This is a genomic window from Mucilaginibacter sp., from assembly GCF_041660805.1.
In the GTDB taxonomy this organism is placed as follows: Bacteria; Bacteroidota; Bacteroidia; order Sphingobacteriales; family Sphingobacteriaceae; genus Mucilaginibacter.
The window spans coordinates 67,342-82,107 of sequence record NZ_JBAZVP010000015.1; the positions used below are offsets into that span (position 1 = coordinate 67,342).

The window sequence follows — 14,766 nt, forward strand, 5'->3', positions numbered from 1 at the left end:
ATTAAATGGTTCGTATAGGTTTAATATCCGATACTCACAGTTACCTGGATGATGCTGTTTTTAAACATTTTGATAAATGCGATGAAATATGGCATGCCGGCGATTTTGGCAACATAGAACTGGCAGACAAACTTGCCGCCTTTAAACCGTTAAAAGGTGTTTATGGGAATATTGATGGAAAAGACATCCGCCAGATTTACCCGGAACATTTACGGTTTAACTGTGAAGCTGTTGATGTTTGGATGACCCACATAGGCGGATACCCGGGTAGGTACAGCCCCGCGGTTAAGAGTGAAATATACACTAAGCCCCCGAATTTATTTATCAGCGGGCACTCGCATATTTTAAAGGTTATATATGATAAAAAAATAAATTGTTTGCATTTAAACCCTGGTGCAGCCGGTAAACAGGGTTGGCAAAAGGTTCGTACATTAATTAGATTTTCTATTACTGAAGAAAAAATTCATACCTTAGAAGTCATTGAACTATAATAACAACACGTAAAAAATACACTAAGCCTATGAAAGCAGTTAAAACTTTAGGACAATTTATTATTGAAAAGCAGGCCGATTTCCCATATGCGAAAGGTGAACTATCCCGGCTGCTTAGGGATTTAGGCATAGCCGCCAAAATTGTGAACCGGGAGGTGAACAAAGCAGGGCTTGCTGATATTTTAGGTGAAGCGGGTAGTGTGAACATTCAGGGTGAGGAGCAAAAAAAATTGGATATTTATGCGAATGAGCAATTTATATCGGCTTTAAAATATGGTGGGGAATGCTGTATGGTGGCCTCAGAAGAAAACGAGGATTATATCCATATTGATTCTGAGATATCCAGGGAGGCGAAATACATTGTAGCCATTGATCCGCTTGATGGTTCTTCAAATATTGATGTAAATGTTGGTGTAGGCACAATATTTTCTATATATCGCAGAATATCAGCAAGTGGTAAAGCAAATGACAGTGATGTTTTGCAACGTGGTACTGAACAGGTAGCCGCCGGTTACATTATCTATGGTTCATCTACCATGTTGGTTTATACCACAGGTAAGGGAGTTAACGGTTTTACGCTTGATCCATCTATAGGAGAGTTCTGTTTATCGCACCCTAACATGTGTATACCTGACGATGGAGTAATATATTCTATAAATGAAGGTTATTATACCCATTTCCCTGATGGGGTTAAAAAGTATATAAAATACTGCCAGGTAGAAGATGCCAAAACAAACAGGCCATATACATCGCGTTATATTGGCTCAATGGTTGCAGATCTGCATCGTAATATGATTAAAGGAGGCATCTTTATTTATCCCTTAACGGCATCGGCACCCAAAGGCAAACTGCGCCTTGTTTACGAGTGCAACCCAATGGCTTTTATAATTGAGCAAGCCGGTGGCAAAGCCAGTAATGGTTATGACAGGATATTGGAACTGGAAGTAACGGAGCTGCATCAGCGTTCGGCAATATTTATTGGCTCTAAAAATATGGTAATTAAAGCCGAAGAGATGATGGCTTGTTTTTCGCCGCAGCTAACACGCAAAAATTTTGAGGGTGAAACTTGTTTACAATAGTTCAGATACAAATTAAACGCTAAAGCAAGTCCATCTTACCAGCTTCCATTTCAAAAACTGAATCTATCAGCAGGTCTTTTTGTTTACCGGCAGCTACCGCTAATTCGTCGCAGCGTTCATTTTCGGGATGCCCGTTATGGCCGCGTACCCACACAAATTTTATCTTATGTAATTTGCTAATGTTTAGATACCTTATCCACAAGTCTTTGTTCTTTTTACCTGCAAAGCCTTTAGTAACCCAGCCATGTACCCATCTTTTTTCAATAGAATCGATCACGTACTTAGAGTCGGAGTAAATAGTAACCTCCTGATTAGGGGTTTTTATAGCTTCCAGTCCGGTAATAACAGCCATCAGCTCCATACGGTTGTTGGTGGTTTTACGGAAACCGGCAGAAAGTTCTTTGTAATGTTTTCCCGAACGTAAGATCACTCCATAACCACCCGGACCCGGGTTGCCACTTGATGCACCATCTGTATATATTTCTATCATTATCCGGCTAAAAGAACAAATCCCCAATAATTATATTATCGGGGATTTGTTAAAGTTTATGTACCCAGCGCCGGAGTCGAACCGGCACGGTTTCCCACAGGTGTTTGAGACCAGCGCGTCTACCAATTCCGCCAGCTGGGCATACTCAGTTGTAAGTAGTATTTGCTTACAATCGGGCTGCAAATGTATCTAAACTCTCTTTAATACGCAAAAGATATTTTTGTCTGTAGTAAATATTTGCAATATCATTTAGCCGGCTTTCTTTGGCAGTATCATCCAGTTGGGTATAATTATGCGTTAGGCTTTTTAATTCCTCATTTATATCACCCTCAATAGCAAGTACTTCTGCAGTAACATTAGCCAGCTGTTGTTTGTCTTCAATTTCCATTAAACGCTCATTAATATCCATCATTTCCATTAAAAAATCTGCCGGAAGTTGCGGTTTTGCGCCTTCACTTACCAAATTATGGGTGCGTAAAATGTATTCCATCACCTTATTTGGGTCAGAAAGTGTCTGATAAGCCTTATTATTAAGCGTTGATAATTCTAAAATTTCCTGTTGCTTTGCATCATCCTCGTTTGCAAAAAAATCAGGGTGATATTGCTTGCTCAATGCATAAAATTGCTTTTTTAGCTGTGCGGCATTGGGACTGAAAGTTTCGGTTATTCCGTAAAAATCAAAATAATTCATCAGTCAAAATTACTATTAATATTGGTGCAGGCGCAACAGCAATTAATATTCAATCGCACAACAAAAAATATTTATACTTGTTGAGGTTTACTGAATTACTTATAAGGCATGAATTTTACCATCAATAAAGACGCTCAAATACTTATAATAGGAGATATAATGCTTGATCATTACATCTATGGTAACTGTAACAGGATCTCGCCGGAAGCGCCCGTGCCTGTGGTTGAAATTACACGCGAGAGTTATACATTGGGTGGTGCAGGTAATGTGCTTGAAAACCTTAACGCGCTTGACTGCCATGCTGGCATTATAGCGGTTGTTGGTAATGATAGCCATGCTGCAATTATTGCTGATAAACTCATTGAATGCGGATCAAACAGTAACGGATTGATAAAAGACCCGGCACGTTGTACTACGGTAAAAACACGTGTGCTGTCATCTAACCATCAAATGATAAGGCTTGATAGAGAGATAACAGAACCTGTTAGTGAAGAAGTGATAAATGAATGCTCAGATCTAATTAACCAGCATATTGGTAACTGCAGTGTGGTACTGCTATCTGATTATAATAAGGGCTTGTTAACGGCCAATTTGCTATCAGAAGTGATTGCTTTATGCAATGCAGCGGGCATCAAAACAATTGTAGACCCTAAAGGACTTGATTTTTCAAAATACCAGGGCGTAAGTATTATAAAGCCAAATCGTAAAGAAGCTTCGTTAGCAACCGGAATTGTCATCAAAGATAATGATAGCCTGGAGCGTGCTTGTATAAAAATAAAAGAGATTACAAATTGTGAAGCTGTAGTAGTTACTATGTCTGAAGATGGCATTGCCATTTACGAAAATAACGAACTAAGCATCATCCCTACAAAAGCTATGGGCGTGGTTGATGTTACCGGCGCCGGCGATACAGTAATAGCATCTATCGCTATAGCACTTGCTTCTGGTTATTCTTTAAAAGAAGCCTGTGATTTTGCTAACCATGCCGCCGCTATTGTAGTGAGCAAGGTGGGCAGTGCCACTGCTACTTTGCAGGAGATTAATGAGATGTTCCAGTAAAACATATTTGTTATGGCTGTATTTTATGATCAGTTAAACCGGGCCATTGCTTTAGCATCTACACCTCAAAGGATAATTTCTATAGTTCCTTCGCAAACTGAATTGCTTTTTTATCTCGGGCTTGATGCTGCAATTGTGGGCATAACCAAGTTTTGTATTCATCCGCAGGGAAAAGTAAAGCAGGTTACCAAAATAGGGGGCACCAAGCAGTTAAACATGCAGTTGATACATGACCTGCAACCCGATCTTATTATTGCTAATAAGGAAGAGAATGAACAAAACCAGGTAGAAGAGTTAATGATGCGGTATCCGGTTTGGGTAAGCGACATACATGATCTTGCAACCGCGGTGGATATGATCAATAGAGTAGGTGAGGTTGTTGGGAGGAGAACCGAAGCGAACGAATTAAGTAGTAATATCAGTGGGCAATTTAGTTTACTAAAACCATCTGATAAAAACCTGCGGGTAGCTTACTTTATATGGCGTAAACCCTATATGGTGGTAGGGACAGGCACATTTATAAACGCCATGCTACAGTTATGCGGATTTACCAATGCTTTTAATAAAGACAGATACCCTGAGGTAACCCCCGATGATTTAATTGCCGCCCAGCCCGATGTACTGTTTCTTTCATCAGAACCATATCCATTTGCTCAAAAGCATATTGTTGAGTTTGAAAAATTGTTGCCAAACACTAAAATTATATTGGTTGATGGCGAAATGTTTTCCTGGTATGGAAGCAGATTATTGCATGCGCCCGCTTATTTTAACGGCCTTATTAGTACTCTGTAATAAAATAATAGCTAAGTAATGAGGCAGATAACTAAAAACTTAAAATTCAATTTTAAAGTTTAGCTTTTTACGCTATCTTTGCACTCTCTAAAAACCAAACGCGGAAGTGGCGTAATTGGTAGCCGCACCAGACTTAGGATCTGGCGCCGCGAGGCGTGGGGGTTCGAGTCCCTTCTTCCGCACATGGGATTGTGTTAAATTCCGAAAAGGGTTGCTCTACAAGAGCAGCCCTTTTTTATTAAGTACCAATTTTATCTTAAAAAGCTTCATTGATGTAGTTGTATTCTAAATGCACTTTCCTTACAACATGATTCCATGGTGTTTATTAACTTACGGATTAGACTGATGCTTCTTTATTTTTTGATGAAGTTTTTTAAGCATCCAAATTGCGTGTGGATTTTTTGGATCTATAGTTAATAGTTCTTCATATGTTTTAATGGACGGTTTGATATTACCAGTCCGATTGTACAGGTCAGCTAAACTTTCATACGCCTGTGTAGATTTTGGATACTCGCTTATATTAAGTTTGAACATCTTAATTGCAGCATCTGTTTTATTTATTTTCCGTAATTCATTGCCCGCATAATTAAGCATCGATTCCTCAAAAATAAATTTGTCGCTTTTTGATTTTTTTAGTTGATGATATAAGTTGATTGCGGCATCTGCACCTTTCTGGTTTGCAATTGTTGTAATAGTGTCTAACAGTGCCCATTTGTATTTGTACGGCTTTATGGCTGAGGTAGAATCCAGAATGTGATAGGCAATATCATTAATCTGATTAAGTGAGTTTGACAAAATCACAACGCCCTTTTTTTTCATTTTGTCGATAACTACAATGGCGCGATAGCCGGCCGTTGAACCGTCTTTCCATAGTACTTGTTTACCTCCGTTATTCAATAATGTCCAACCCATAGTTACATATCCGTCATCCCTGCCTTTTTTTACCCGCTGAACATGAGACAGTTTCATAGCAGGGTACAGATCTGACTGAACCAAGCCCAGATTGGCTGCAGCAAATTTGAGCATATCGTTCATATTAGAACGTAAAGCTCCGTTGGCGGCCAACGCCGGGAATTCCCAATTGGCCACAGGTTTTCCATACTCGCTATGCCCCGTTGCCATATTACTTTTTATTGACGGTGTAAGCTCAATTACCGTGCTGGTCATTTTTAAAGGCGTACAAATTTTCTCCTTTACTGTGGTTTCAAAATCCTTGCCTGATATACCGGTAATTACATGCCCCAGCAGCGCATAACCGGTGTTGGAGTACTGGTATTCCAGGCCCGGCTTAAACTCCGGATGAAAACCGGAAATGTATTCATAAAGCTGGCTCACTGTATATTCCACAAAAGGGTTTTCCAGATCTCTGGGGTCAACATTATCCGGGAAACGCGGGAACCCGGCAGTGTGCGTGGCTAAATTTAAAAGCGTGATATCTCTTACATTTTTATCGATAGGCCTTACATAACCCGGAATATATTTCAAAAACGGATCACTTAAATTGAGTTGTTTTTTCAAACTCATATCAGCCAAAATTGCCGAAGTAAAAACCTTCGTTATTGAGCCTATTTCATACTCGGTGTTTCCATCTGGTAACCTCCTGTCTTTATCACTCAACACACCTGCACTGATGATATGGCTGCCATTGCTATCAATAACGCCTACAATAATACTTTTGCTTCTTTTATTATCCACCTCTCTTTTAATGATAGAATAAATATTGTGTACATCGGTTTGTGCAAAAACCGATGTGCTCTTTGTGCAGAGACTAATAATTAGCAAGAGGGCTATAACCTGTAGCGACCTAATCTTCATAATAATTATGTTTGATGGAGCTTGATGTGGTAAGAAGTAAGTATTGTTTTTTAATGAAGACGTTTACAACGGAAATTAGTTACATCGCTTATTGAATAAACACTTCTGCGGGCGCTAACACTGGTGAGGAGCATTTTGATATAAAATAGCATCAGTATTAGTTGGTGTTTCTTATGAAAAAAAGACTTATTCACACCCGCCTGGCAATTTCCGCTCACACAAAAGTGTATATTTTACACTATGCCCATAACTTAACATTTACTTTATCTTGGTTAGCTAAATTTGGCGCATGCTATAATTTGACAATCCACCTACCGACTACGAGTTGTTGGAATTGCTTAAGCAAAGCGATACCAATGCTTTTGACGTATTGTATAACCGTTATTGGAAATTACTTTTTATTGCCGCTCATACAAGGTTAGGCGATGAGGATGCAGCAAAAGATATCGTACAGAACCTGCTGATTGAGGTATGGCAAAAACGGAACGACCTACAAATAAATACCAGCCTTAGCCAGTTTTTATTCGGTGCGGTTAAGCTCAAAATATTACAACATTTTAGGTCTGAAGCCATCAAACAGAGTGCGATAGAAAAAGCTTTAGAGCGCATTGGTGAACTTTCTTTTGTTGCCGAAAACTTGTCCGGATATCTTGACCTTGAAAAAATTGTAAGCGACGAAGTGGAGGTGATGCCGGTTAATATGAAGCGGTCCTTTTTATTAAGGACCGACAGTTACTCGGTTAAAGAAATTGCCGAAAACCTTAACCTTGCTGAGCAAACAGTATCAAATAATATTACCGAAGCTTTAAAGCGTTTAAAACGCAGGCTTAAGGTAGAGTATCCCGACCGTTACCTAAACTGCTTTATTCTGTTCGCTGCCTTGTTTACAAAAAGTTAACAGAAAGTTGATGTAAAATAGAAGTACTAAAAGGCGTTTTGTGCAACATCTCTATAAACAGCACAAAACTGGATGGATTCATCGGGACTAAAAGATTTAATTGATCGCTACCTTAAAAACAACGTAACCGAGCAGGAACGTAAACTGGTTGATGAATGGTACCAGTTATACGAAGACGGTAACTATTCTTTATCTGCCGAAAAATATTCTCAATTAAAAAGAGAAATATATATACACGTAAAAGAGCGATTAAATCCGTCGCCTGCAAAGATTCGCTGGCTGAATATCAGCCGATATGCCGCTGCTGCTATAACCATTCTGTTAATCACAACAGGAATACTTGTCCGTAAAAAGAGAATCGAGCATTCCAAGCCAGAAACATTTACCATAATTAAGACAGGTACCGGCCAGGTAAGAAAATTGGAGCTGCCTGATGGGTCAAAGGTTTGGCTAAATGCTGAAACGAGTATCCGCGTAAGCGAAGACTTTGAGAAAAAAACTTACCGTGGTATTTATTTGGATGAAGGCGAGGCATTTTTTGAAGTAAAAAAGAACCCGGCCCGCCCTTTTTTGGTGATTACCAATAGCATTACCACCCGTGTTCTTGGCACATCATTCAACATCAAAGCCTATAAGCAGCTAAACAACGCTGTAGTAACTGTAAGAACGGGCCGCGTGCAGGTAAACGATACGCAAAAAAAACTGGCAATACTGCGGCCCAATCAAAAAATAACTTATTCAATAAAGGGGCACACCGGTAGCGTAACAGGGTGCGATGCTGAAAATAGCAAAACATGGACCGAGGGGCATACCGCACTTAACTATGTTTCTTTTAACGAACTGGCCCTTGCCGTTAAAAATATTTACGGCATACAGCTAAAAAGTAAAAACAAATTAACAAACACCTATAAATATAATATAATCATTAGTTCGTCGCGCACTATTGACGAGACCATGAGGATTATATGCTCAATCCATCAAAACAGTTTCAGGAGGAAAAATAATGAAGTAATCATTTATTAATCAAAAAAGCCGGTCTGTAGCAGATCCGGCCATAGTTGCAAAGCCTAATAGATTGAGCCCTATTTGCTTATGCCCTTAGTTTCTCTATTAAAAATTCACTAAGAACTCAAAAGTATGAAAAAAAATTTACGAAGCTTAACTAAAGCCATGCGTATCACATTTCTTATTTACACCATGATTATTGCGGGTGCAGGTGTACTTATTGCCGCCCCAACCACCGGTCAGATTTTTGAAAAGCGCGTTAGCATTTCTTTCAAAAATGAAACACTGTCAAGCTCTATCAAGAAGATTGAACAGGCCGGCAATGTTGATTTTGCTTACGACCCTGAATTGGTAAACCTTACCAATGTGCAAATTAAAGGCCACACGTTTAATAATGAACGTTTAGCCATCGTTTTAAAAAAGCTTTTTGCCAATACGGTTATTGGTTTTAAAGAAGAAGTTGAAGGCACTGTTACCCTTTACAAAAAGGAGTTGCCTGCCAAAGCGGCCCCGGGTAAAATTTCGGGTAAAGTTGTTGATGAAAAAGGTGAGCCGCTTGCCGGTGCCACCATCATGCTGGTTGAGACGGGGAAAGGCGCGCAGGCTGATGCTAATGGCCAATTCAGCATTACTGCCGATGAAGGCACCTACACCATGTTGGTAAGCTTTATATCGTTCGAATCAAAGCGTATACCGGGTGTGAAAATAAAAGCTGGCGAGGATACTAAATTTAATACCATTACGCTTGTAGCACAAGCCGGCACATTAAACGAGGTATTGGTAGTTGGTTATGGTACACAAAAAAAGCAGAACCTTACCGGTGCTGTTGACCAGGTCACTTCAAAGGCTTTTGAAAACCGCTCACTACCAAATCTTACCCAAGGCTTACAGGGCGTTATGCCTAACTTAAACCTTACGCCACTGGATGGTAAGCCGGTGCAATCGCCATCGTACAATATAAGGGGTACCACTTCAATTGGGCAGGGGGGTAATGCACTGGTATTAGTTGATGGTGTTGAAGGCGACCCAAGCCGTATAAACCCAAATGATGTGGCCAGTGTATCGGTACTTAAAGATGCCGCTTCGGCAGCTATTTACGGTGCAAGAGGAGCTTTCGGGGTGATCTTAATCACCACCAAAAACCCGTCTAAAGAAAAAACCAGTATCACTTACTCTTTTAATCAATCTATTAAAAGCCCTACGGTAGTACCTGAGTTTGTTAGCGACGGTTATACCTTCGCAAAAATGTTTAACGAAGGCTGGAGCGCATGGAACGACTATTCGCAAACGCCGCAAAATATTAACAAAACAGTAAAATTTTCGCAAAGCTATTTGCAGGAGTTAGAAAAGCATGCCAACGACCCATCGCTGCCCAAAACCATTGTAAATGGTGCCGGCGAGTATGAGTATTATGACAATACAGATTGGTACAAGCTACTGTACAAAGATCATAACAGCGCCCGCGAGCATAATCTTTCGGTTTCGGGTAACAGTGGTAAAGCAGATTTCCTGATCACCGGCCGTTATTATTCACAGGATGGCTTGTTTCGTTATAATTCTGATGACTATAACATCTATAATTTACGAGCAAAGGGGTCATTGCAGGTTTACCCGTGGTTAAGCATCTACAACAATGCCGATTACTCCAACATGAAATATCACAACCCTTTAAATGTTGGCGAAGGTGGCAGTGTATGGCGAAATATTGCAGATGAAGGGCACAATATGGTACCTATGTTTAACCCTGATGGTACACTAACCTATTCAGCTGCTTATTCGGTAGGAGATTACTATTATGGTAAAAATGGTATCGACTTTGATAACCGCGTGTTCAGGAACACTACCGGTTTTGCAGCGCAGTTTTTTGATAACGTATTTCGCGTTAAAGGTGATTTCACTTTCCAAAATACAGATAACGACCAGACCAGGAAGCGTGTACCTGTACCTTACAGTCGCAAACCGGGCGTTATTGAATACGTTGGCACCAATTATAACGATTTACAAAATGTTAATCAGAGTACACAATATATTGCTACCAACATTTATGGTGAATACGAGCCTAAGCTAAAAGGCGGGCATTACTTTAAAGCTTTAGGAGGCTTCAACTTTGAGCAATCAACCTTTAAAAAGCTTGATGTTGTACGCAACGGTTTAATTTTTGAAGATGCTACCGACATCAATCTTGCCTTAGGCCAATCCATTAGCACTGCAGGCGGTTGGGACAGGTGGGATATACTGGGCAGCTTTTACCGTTTAAACTATTCGTTTAAAGACCGTTATTTGGTTGAAGCCAATGGCAGATATGATGGTTCATCAAAATTCCCATCTAATCAGCGCTACGCCTTCTTCCCATCAGTATCTGCAGGTTGGAAAATTTCAAACGAACCTTTCTGGAAGGTATCAAAAGACCTGATCACCGACCTGAAGTTAAGAGCATCTTACGGATCATTGGGCAACGGCAGCATTGGTTCTTACGCGTTTCAGGAAAAATTCAATATCTCTAAATCGGGCAGGGTATTAAGTGGTGTATTGCCGCAAAAAACAAGCCAGCCGGGTGTTTTGCCTGACGGCTTAACCTGGGAAACGTCAAACACACAAAACATAGGCATAGACCTGGGTATGTTGTCAAATCGTTTAACCATTGCAGGTGATGCATACATCCGCAGAACAAAAGATATGTTCACTGTAGGTATGACGCTACCGGCTGTATTTGGTACCAATGTACCAAAAGGCAACTATGCCGATCTGAAAACAAAAGGCTGGGAAGTAACAGTAGCCTGGAGAGACAGGTTTAATATTGGCGAAAAACCCTTTAACTATGGCCTGAGATTAACCATGGCCGATTACACCGCAGAAATTACTAAATACAATAACCCGGACAAAAAACTAAGCGACTACTATGCAGGGCAAACCGTAGGCGAAATTTGGGGATATGAAACAGCAGGCTATTTTACGTCTGCCCAGGATATTGCCAACTCGCCTAAGCAAACGCTTATTAAAGCCTCTAATACCGGGCAGCTTTTACCCGGTGATATTAAGTTCAGGGATTTGAATAACGATGGTGTGATTGACTACGGCGATCAAACCGTTACTAAACCGGGCGACAGGAAGATTATCGGTAACTCAACTCCAAGATATACTTATGGGATTGGTGTTGATGCCGATTGGAATAACTTTTCTTTCTCGGCATTCTTCCAGGGAGTAGCTAAGCGCGACTGGTATCCAGGTTCGGAGGCAAGCGTTTTTTGGGGGCAGTATAACAGGCCTTATAACAAAGTGCCGGTATCACAACTTGACAAAATATGGTCAGAGAGCAACCCTAATGCCTACTTCCCAAGGTACCGGGGTTACGTTGCTCAAAACGGATCTGGTGAGTTAACCCAGGCACAAACCAAATATTTGCAAAACGCCGCTTACCTGCGAATGAAAAATATCCAGGTAGCTTACAACCTGCCATTGCGGTTGATCCAAAAGATCAAGCTTACAAATTTGCGTGTGTTTGTGTCAGGCGAGAACCTGTTGACATGGTCGCCGCTATATAAGATCACCAAAGATATAGACCCTGAAAGCATTAACGGATCAGACCGGATACTGACCGACGGCACCAGTGGTAACGGGAATAACTACCCCATACTTAAAAGTGTGACATTAGGTTTAACGGCCACATTTTAATCATCATTAATATAAACAATTTAAAGAGCTTAAATATGTTTTCCCTAAAATCAACATTCATAAGACTATCAATAATAATGCTGTTTTTAAGCTTTATTATAGTTAGCTGTAAAAAATTAGATCAGGTGCCGCAGGATACGGCTACCAATTCCGCTGTGTTTGGAAGCGTAAATGGGTTACAACTGTATGCCAACTCGTTTTATGATATACTGCCAGATGCAGGTGCCGCAGTGCGTGGCGACGCCATGGTAGATTATGCCGCCAGAACATCGGTGCCTGATTTTTTAAGGTCGGGCGCATTCAGCGCAAGGCAAAGCAGCGGCTGGACCTGGACCGGGCTGCGTAACATTAACTACTTTATTGAAAATTGCAACAACCCTAATATCCCGGTTGAACAACGCCAGCACTTTATTGGCCTGGCACGCTTTTTCAGAGCGTGGTTTTACTTCGATAAATTAAAGCGTTTTGGTGATGTGCCATGGATCAACTCAACGATGAAGGTTGACGACCCTGCACTTTACAATGGCAGGGATAAAAGGACTTTAGTAGTTGACTCGATTATTGCTGACCTGGATTATGCAGGCCTGCACATCAACACTACCGATAACACCCGTAGCCTGATAACTAAATATACCGCTTACGCGTTCAAATCGCGGGTTTGCTTATTTGAAGGCACTTTCAGAAAATATCATGACGAATATAGTTTACAATCGTCGGCCGATGGATTACTTGTTCAGGCTGCTTCAGCAGCCCAAAAGGTAATGGCAGAAGGCGGTTTTACCCTGAATACTGCCGGTGGCACCGATAAATCGTACAGGCAATTATTTTCGAGTCAGGCACCTGTTGCCTCCGAAGTAATATTAGCTGCAGTTGTTGACCCCGCACTAGGCATTTTTAATGACGCTAACTGGTATTGGACCAGTGCCACATACGGCGATAGATTGAGCTTTATCCGCACATTTGTAAACACCTATCTTAATATCGACGGCACACCATTCACAAATAAACCGGGTTATAAAACCATGCCTTTCGCACAAGAAGTAAAAGGCCGGGATATGCGTTTGCAGCAAACCATACGTATGGGTAATTATACGCGTTTAAATGGAGCTACACAACAGATTGCGCCACCGGTGTTTTCTTATACTTACACCGGATACCAGCCAATTAAATTAACACAGGACGATGCATCAATGGATGGCGGTACACGTAATACCAATTCTATCCCTATTATGCGGTATGCCGAAGTGTTGTTAAACTATGCAGAAGCTAAAGCCGAGTTAAACACCTTTACCGATGCCGATTGGAACCAAACAATTGGTGCTTTACGCAGAAGGGCCGGCATAACAGGTAATACCAATACCAAACCAACCGTTGCCGACCAGTACCTGAAAACTAATTATTTCCCTGCTATATCTGATCCTTCTTTATTAGAGATAAGGCGCGAGCGCGGTATAGAGCTGGCTTTTGAAGGGTTCAGGTTTAATGATATTGTAAGATGGAAACGCGGCGAGCTGATGGACCAAGCCTGGAACGGCTTTTATGTGCCCGAGCTGAATGTTCCGCTTGATTTGAATGAAGATGGTATTGCAGATGTATGCTTTTATACTACACTGCCTGCCAAACAGGTTGCTGGGGTTACCTATGTAAGTGTTGCTGAGACGCTGGCTGGCGGAACACAAAACCCGCAAAGGCTTAACAGTGCTAACGAACTTACCTGGTTAACCACTATACAGCGCAAATGGGATAATAAATTTTACCTTTATCCTATACCAGAAACCGATAGACTGCAAAACCCCAAATTAGGCCAAAACCCAGGCTGGGAATAATAATTTATAAAAACTAACACATGATCATGAAAATAAAACAGCATTTATTCACAGCCCTATTGATCTTTCTTTGCCTGCATGGACAAGCACAGCACTTAATAGTGGGTACGTTTAATTTAAGATATGATAACCCCAAAGATAGCGGCAACCTTTGGGTTAACCGCGCACCGGTGGCCTCTGCGTTAATACGTTTTCACCAATTTGATATTTTTGGTACGCAAGAAGGCCTGCAGAATCAACTGGAAGATATTAACAAGGCTTTATCTGAATATCAGCGTTATGGTTTAGGCCGCGATGACGGTAAAGAGGGTGGAGAACATTCAGCCATTTTCTTTAAGAAAGATCGTTTTGAATTGCTAAAGAAAGGCGATTTCTGGTTGTCTGAAACACCGGACAAGCCAGGTCTTGGCTGGGATGCCACCTGCTGCAACCGCATTTGCTCATGGGTATATCTGCTGGATAAGCAAAGCAAAAAGAAATTCTATTTTTTTAATGCTCACTTTGACCACCAGGGTAAAATTGCCCGGGAAGAAAGCGGTAAATTGATACTTAAAAAGATAAAAGAGATAGCGGGCAACGAAAAAGCCATCTTTACAGGAGATCTTAACGGTGACCATAAAAGCTCCTGGTATCAGCGTTTAGCTACGTCAAACTATTTGGTTGATACTTACAGCCAGGCAGCACAACCTTATGTGTTTAATGCTTCATTTAACTCATTTGGTAAGGCCCTGAATAAAGAAGGTATCATCGATCACATTTTTACCACCGGCAAGGTGACTGTTAAAAGGTGGGGTATATTAACCGATAGCTATCATGGCAAATTTCCGTCAGACCACTTCCCGGTACTCGCCGAAGTGATTTTGTAATTATGCAATAAAAAAAGCCTGCTCAAAAGCAGGCTTTTTTTTACAAAATGTCACGTTCTGAAAAAGTTGACTAATAAAAGTC

General features: G+C 40.9%; 12 protein-coding genes and 2 tRNA genes. 10 read left to right on the top strand and 4 right to left on the bottom strand.

Annotated elements, in window-relative coordinates; all coding sequences use genetic code 11:
• Nucleotides 1–5: 5 nt before the first annotated feature.
• Both WC743_RS17770 and fbp read left to right on the top strand, forming a co-directional pair.
• The gene (locus WC743_RS17770) at nucleotides 6–491 is read left to right on the top strand and encodes a metallophosphoesterase (protein WP_373014057.1); all 486 of its coding nucleotides are present in this window, start codon (nucleotides 6–8) and stop codon (nucleotides 489–491) included.
• A 29-nt stretch (nucleotides 492–520) separates the two neighbouring features.
• On the top strand, nucleotides 521–1,570 hold the full coding sequence (gene fbp / locus WC743_RS17775) for a class 1 fructose-bisphosphatase (protein WP_373014059.1): 1,050 nt from the start codon (nucleotides 521–523) through the stop codon (nucleotides 1,568–1,570).
• 19 nt (nucleotides 1,571–1,589) lie between these two features.
• Here fbp and rnhA read toward each other — a convergent pair whose 3' ends face one another.
• The 3 genes from rnhA to hscB form a co-directional block, all read right to left on the bottom strand.
• Nucleotides 1,590–2,060 carry a ribonuclease HI gene (gene rnhA / locus WC743_RS17780; protein WP_373014061.1) on the bottom strand — a complete coding sequence of 157 codons (471 nt, stop codon included), beginning with the start codon at nucleotides 2,058–2,060 and terminating at the stop codon, nucleotides 1,590–1,592.
• Nucleotides 2,061–2,121: 61 nt separating this feature from the next.
• Nucleotides 2,122–2,201, bottom strand: a tRNA-Leu gene (locus tag WC743_RS17785).
• Between the two features lie 25 nt (nucleotides 2,202–2,226).
• A complete protein-coding gene (gene hscB, locus WC743_RS17790; protein ID WP_373014063.1) occupies nucleotides 2,227–2,751 on the bottom strand; it encodes a Fe-S protein assembly co-chaperone HscB in 525 nt (174 codons plus the stop codon).
• A gap of 108 nt (nucleotides 2,752–2,859) precedes the next feature.
• Here hscB and rfaE1 point away from each other — a divergent pair, with 108 nt between their 5' ends.
• From rfaE1 to WC743_RS17805, 3 genes are all read left to right on the top strand, one after another.
• Nucleotides 2,860–3,810, top strand: a complete 951-nt coding sequence (gene rfaE1, locus WC743_RS17795) for a D-glycero-beta-D-manno-heptose-7-phosphate kinase (protein ID WP_373014065.1) — start codon at nucleotides 2,860–2,862, stop codon at nucleotides 3,808–3,810.
• Nucleotides 3,811–3,822: 12 nt separating this feature from the next.
• Nucleotides 3,823–4,602, top strand: a complete 780-nt coding sequence (locus WC743_RS17800; protein ID WP_373014067.1) for an ABC transporter substrate-binding protein — start codon at nucleotides 3,823–3,825, stop codon at nucleotides 4,600–4,602.
• A 100-nt stretch (nucleotides 4,603–4,702) separates the two neighbouring features.
• Nucleotides 4,703–4,784, top strand: a tRNA-Leu gene (locus WC743_RS17805).
• A 148-nt stretch (nucleotides 4,785–4,932) separates the two neighbouring features.
• On the opposite strand, the gene WC743_RS17810 is transcribed toward WC743_RS17805, so the two are convergent.
• Nucleotides 4,933–6,417 carry a serine hydrolase gene (locus WC743_RS17810; RefSeq protein ID WP_373014069.1) on the bottom strand — a complete coding sequence of 495 codons (1,485 nt, stop codon included), beginning with the start codon at nucleotides 6,415–6,417 and terminating at the stop codon, nucleotides 4,933–4,935.
• A gap of 328 nt (nucleotides 6,418–6,745) precedes the next feature.
• Here WC743_RS17810 and WC743_RS17815 point away from each other — a divergent pair, with 328 nt between their 5' ends.
• The 5 genes from WC743_RS17815 (at nucleotide 6,746) to WC743_RS17835 (ending at nucleotide 14,684) form a co-directional block, all read left to right on the top strand.
• A complete protein-coding gene (locus tag WC743_RS17815; RefSeq protein ID WP_373014071.1) occupies nucleotides 6,746–7,315 on the top strand; it encodes an RNA polymerase sigma factor in 570 nt (189 codons plus the stop codon).
• Nucleotides 7,316–7,387: 72 nt separating this feature from the next.
• A complete protein-coding gene (locus tag WC743_RS17820; RefSeq protein WP_373014073.1) occupies nucleotides 7,388–8,338 on the top strand; it encodes a FecR family protein in 951 nt (316 codons plus the stop codon).
• 114 nt (nucleotides 8,339–8,452) lie between these two features.
• Complete coding sequence (locus WC743_RS17825) at nucleotides 8,453–11,992, top strand: SusC/RagA family TonB-linked outer membrane protein (RefSeq protein ID WP_373014075.1); 3,540 nt, start codon at nucleotides 8,453–8,455, stop codon at nucleotides 11,990–11,992.
• A 77-nt stretch (nucleotides 11,993–12,069) separates the two neighbouring features.
• Complete coding sequence (locus tag WC743_RS17830) at nucleotides 12,070–13,818, top strand: RagB/SusD family nutrient uptake outer membrane protein (RefSeq protein WP_373014077.1); 1,749 nt, start codon at nucleotides 12,070–12,072, stop codon at nucleotides 13,816–13,818.
• A gap of 26 nt (nucleotides 13,819–13,844) precedes the next feature.
• Complete coding sequence (locus WC743_RS17835) at nucleotides 13,845–14,684, top strand: endonuclease/exonuclease/phosphatase family protein (protein ID WP_373014078.1); 840 nt, start codon at nucleotides 13,845–13,847, stop codon at nucleotides 14,682–14,684.
• The last annotated feature ends 82 nt before the right edge of the window (nucleotides 14,685–14,766 follow it).

Coding starts and splice junctions, on each gene's coding strand:
- WC743_RS17770 (WP_373014057.1), top strand. CDS start 6: ATGGTTCGTATAGGTTTAATATCCGATACTCACAGTTACCTGGATGAT.
- WC743_RS17835 (WP_373014078.1), top strand. CDS start 13,845: ATGAAAATAAAACAGCATTTATTCACAGCCCTATTGATCTTTCTTTGC.
- WC743_RS17800 (WP_373014067.1), top strand. CDS start 3,823: ATGGCTGTATTTTATGATCAGTTAAACCGGGCCATTGCTTTAGCATCT.
- WC743_RS17810 (WP_373014069.1), bottom strand. CDS start 6,417: ATGAAGATTAGGTCGCTACAGGTTATAGCCCTCTTGCTAATTATTAGT.
- rnhA (WP_373014061.1), bottom strand. CDS start 2,060: ATGATAGAAATATATACAGATGGTGCATCAAGTGGCAACCCGGGTCCG.
- hscB (WP_373014063.1), bottom strand. CDS start 2,751: ATGAATTATTTTGATTTTTACGGAATAACCGAAACTTTCAGTCCCAAT.
- WC743_RS17820 (WP_373014073.1), top strand. CDS start 7,388: ATGGATTCATCGGGACTAAAAGATTTAATTGATCGCTACCTTAAAAAC.
- rfaE1 (WP_373014065.1), top strand. CDS start 2,860: ATGAATTTTACCATCAATAAAGACGCTCAAATACTTATAATAGGAGAT.
- WC743_RS17830 (WP_373014077.1), top strand. CDS start 12,070: ATGCTGTTTTTAAGCTTTATTATAGTTAGCTGTAAAAAATTAGATCAG.
- fbp (WP_373014059.1), top strand. CDS start 521: ATGAAAGCAGTTAAAACTTTAGGACAATTTATTATTGAAAAGCAGGCC.
- WC743_RS17825 (WP_373014075.1), top strand. CDS start 8,453: ATGAAAAAAAATTTACGAAGCTTAACTAAAGCCATGCGTATCACATTT.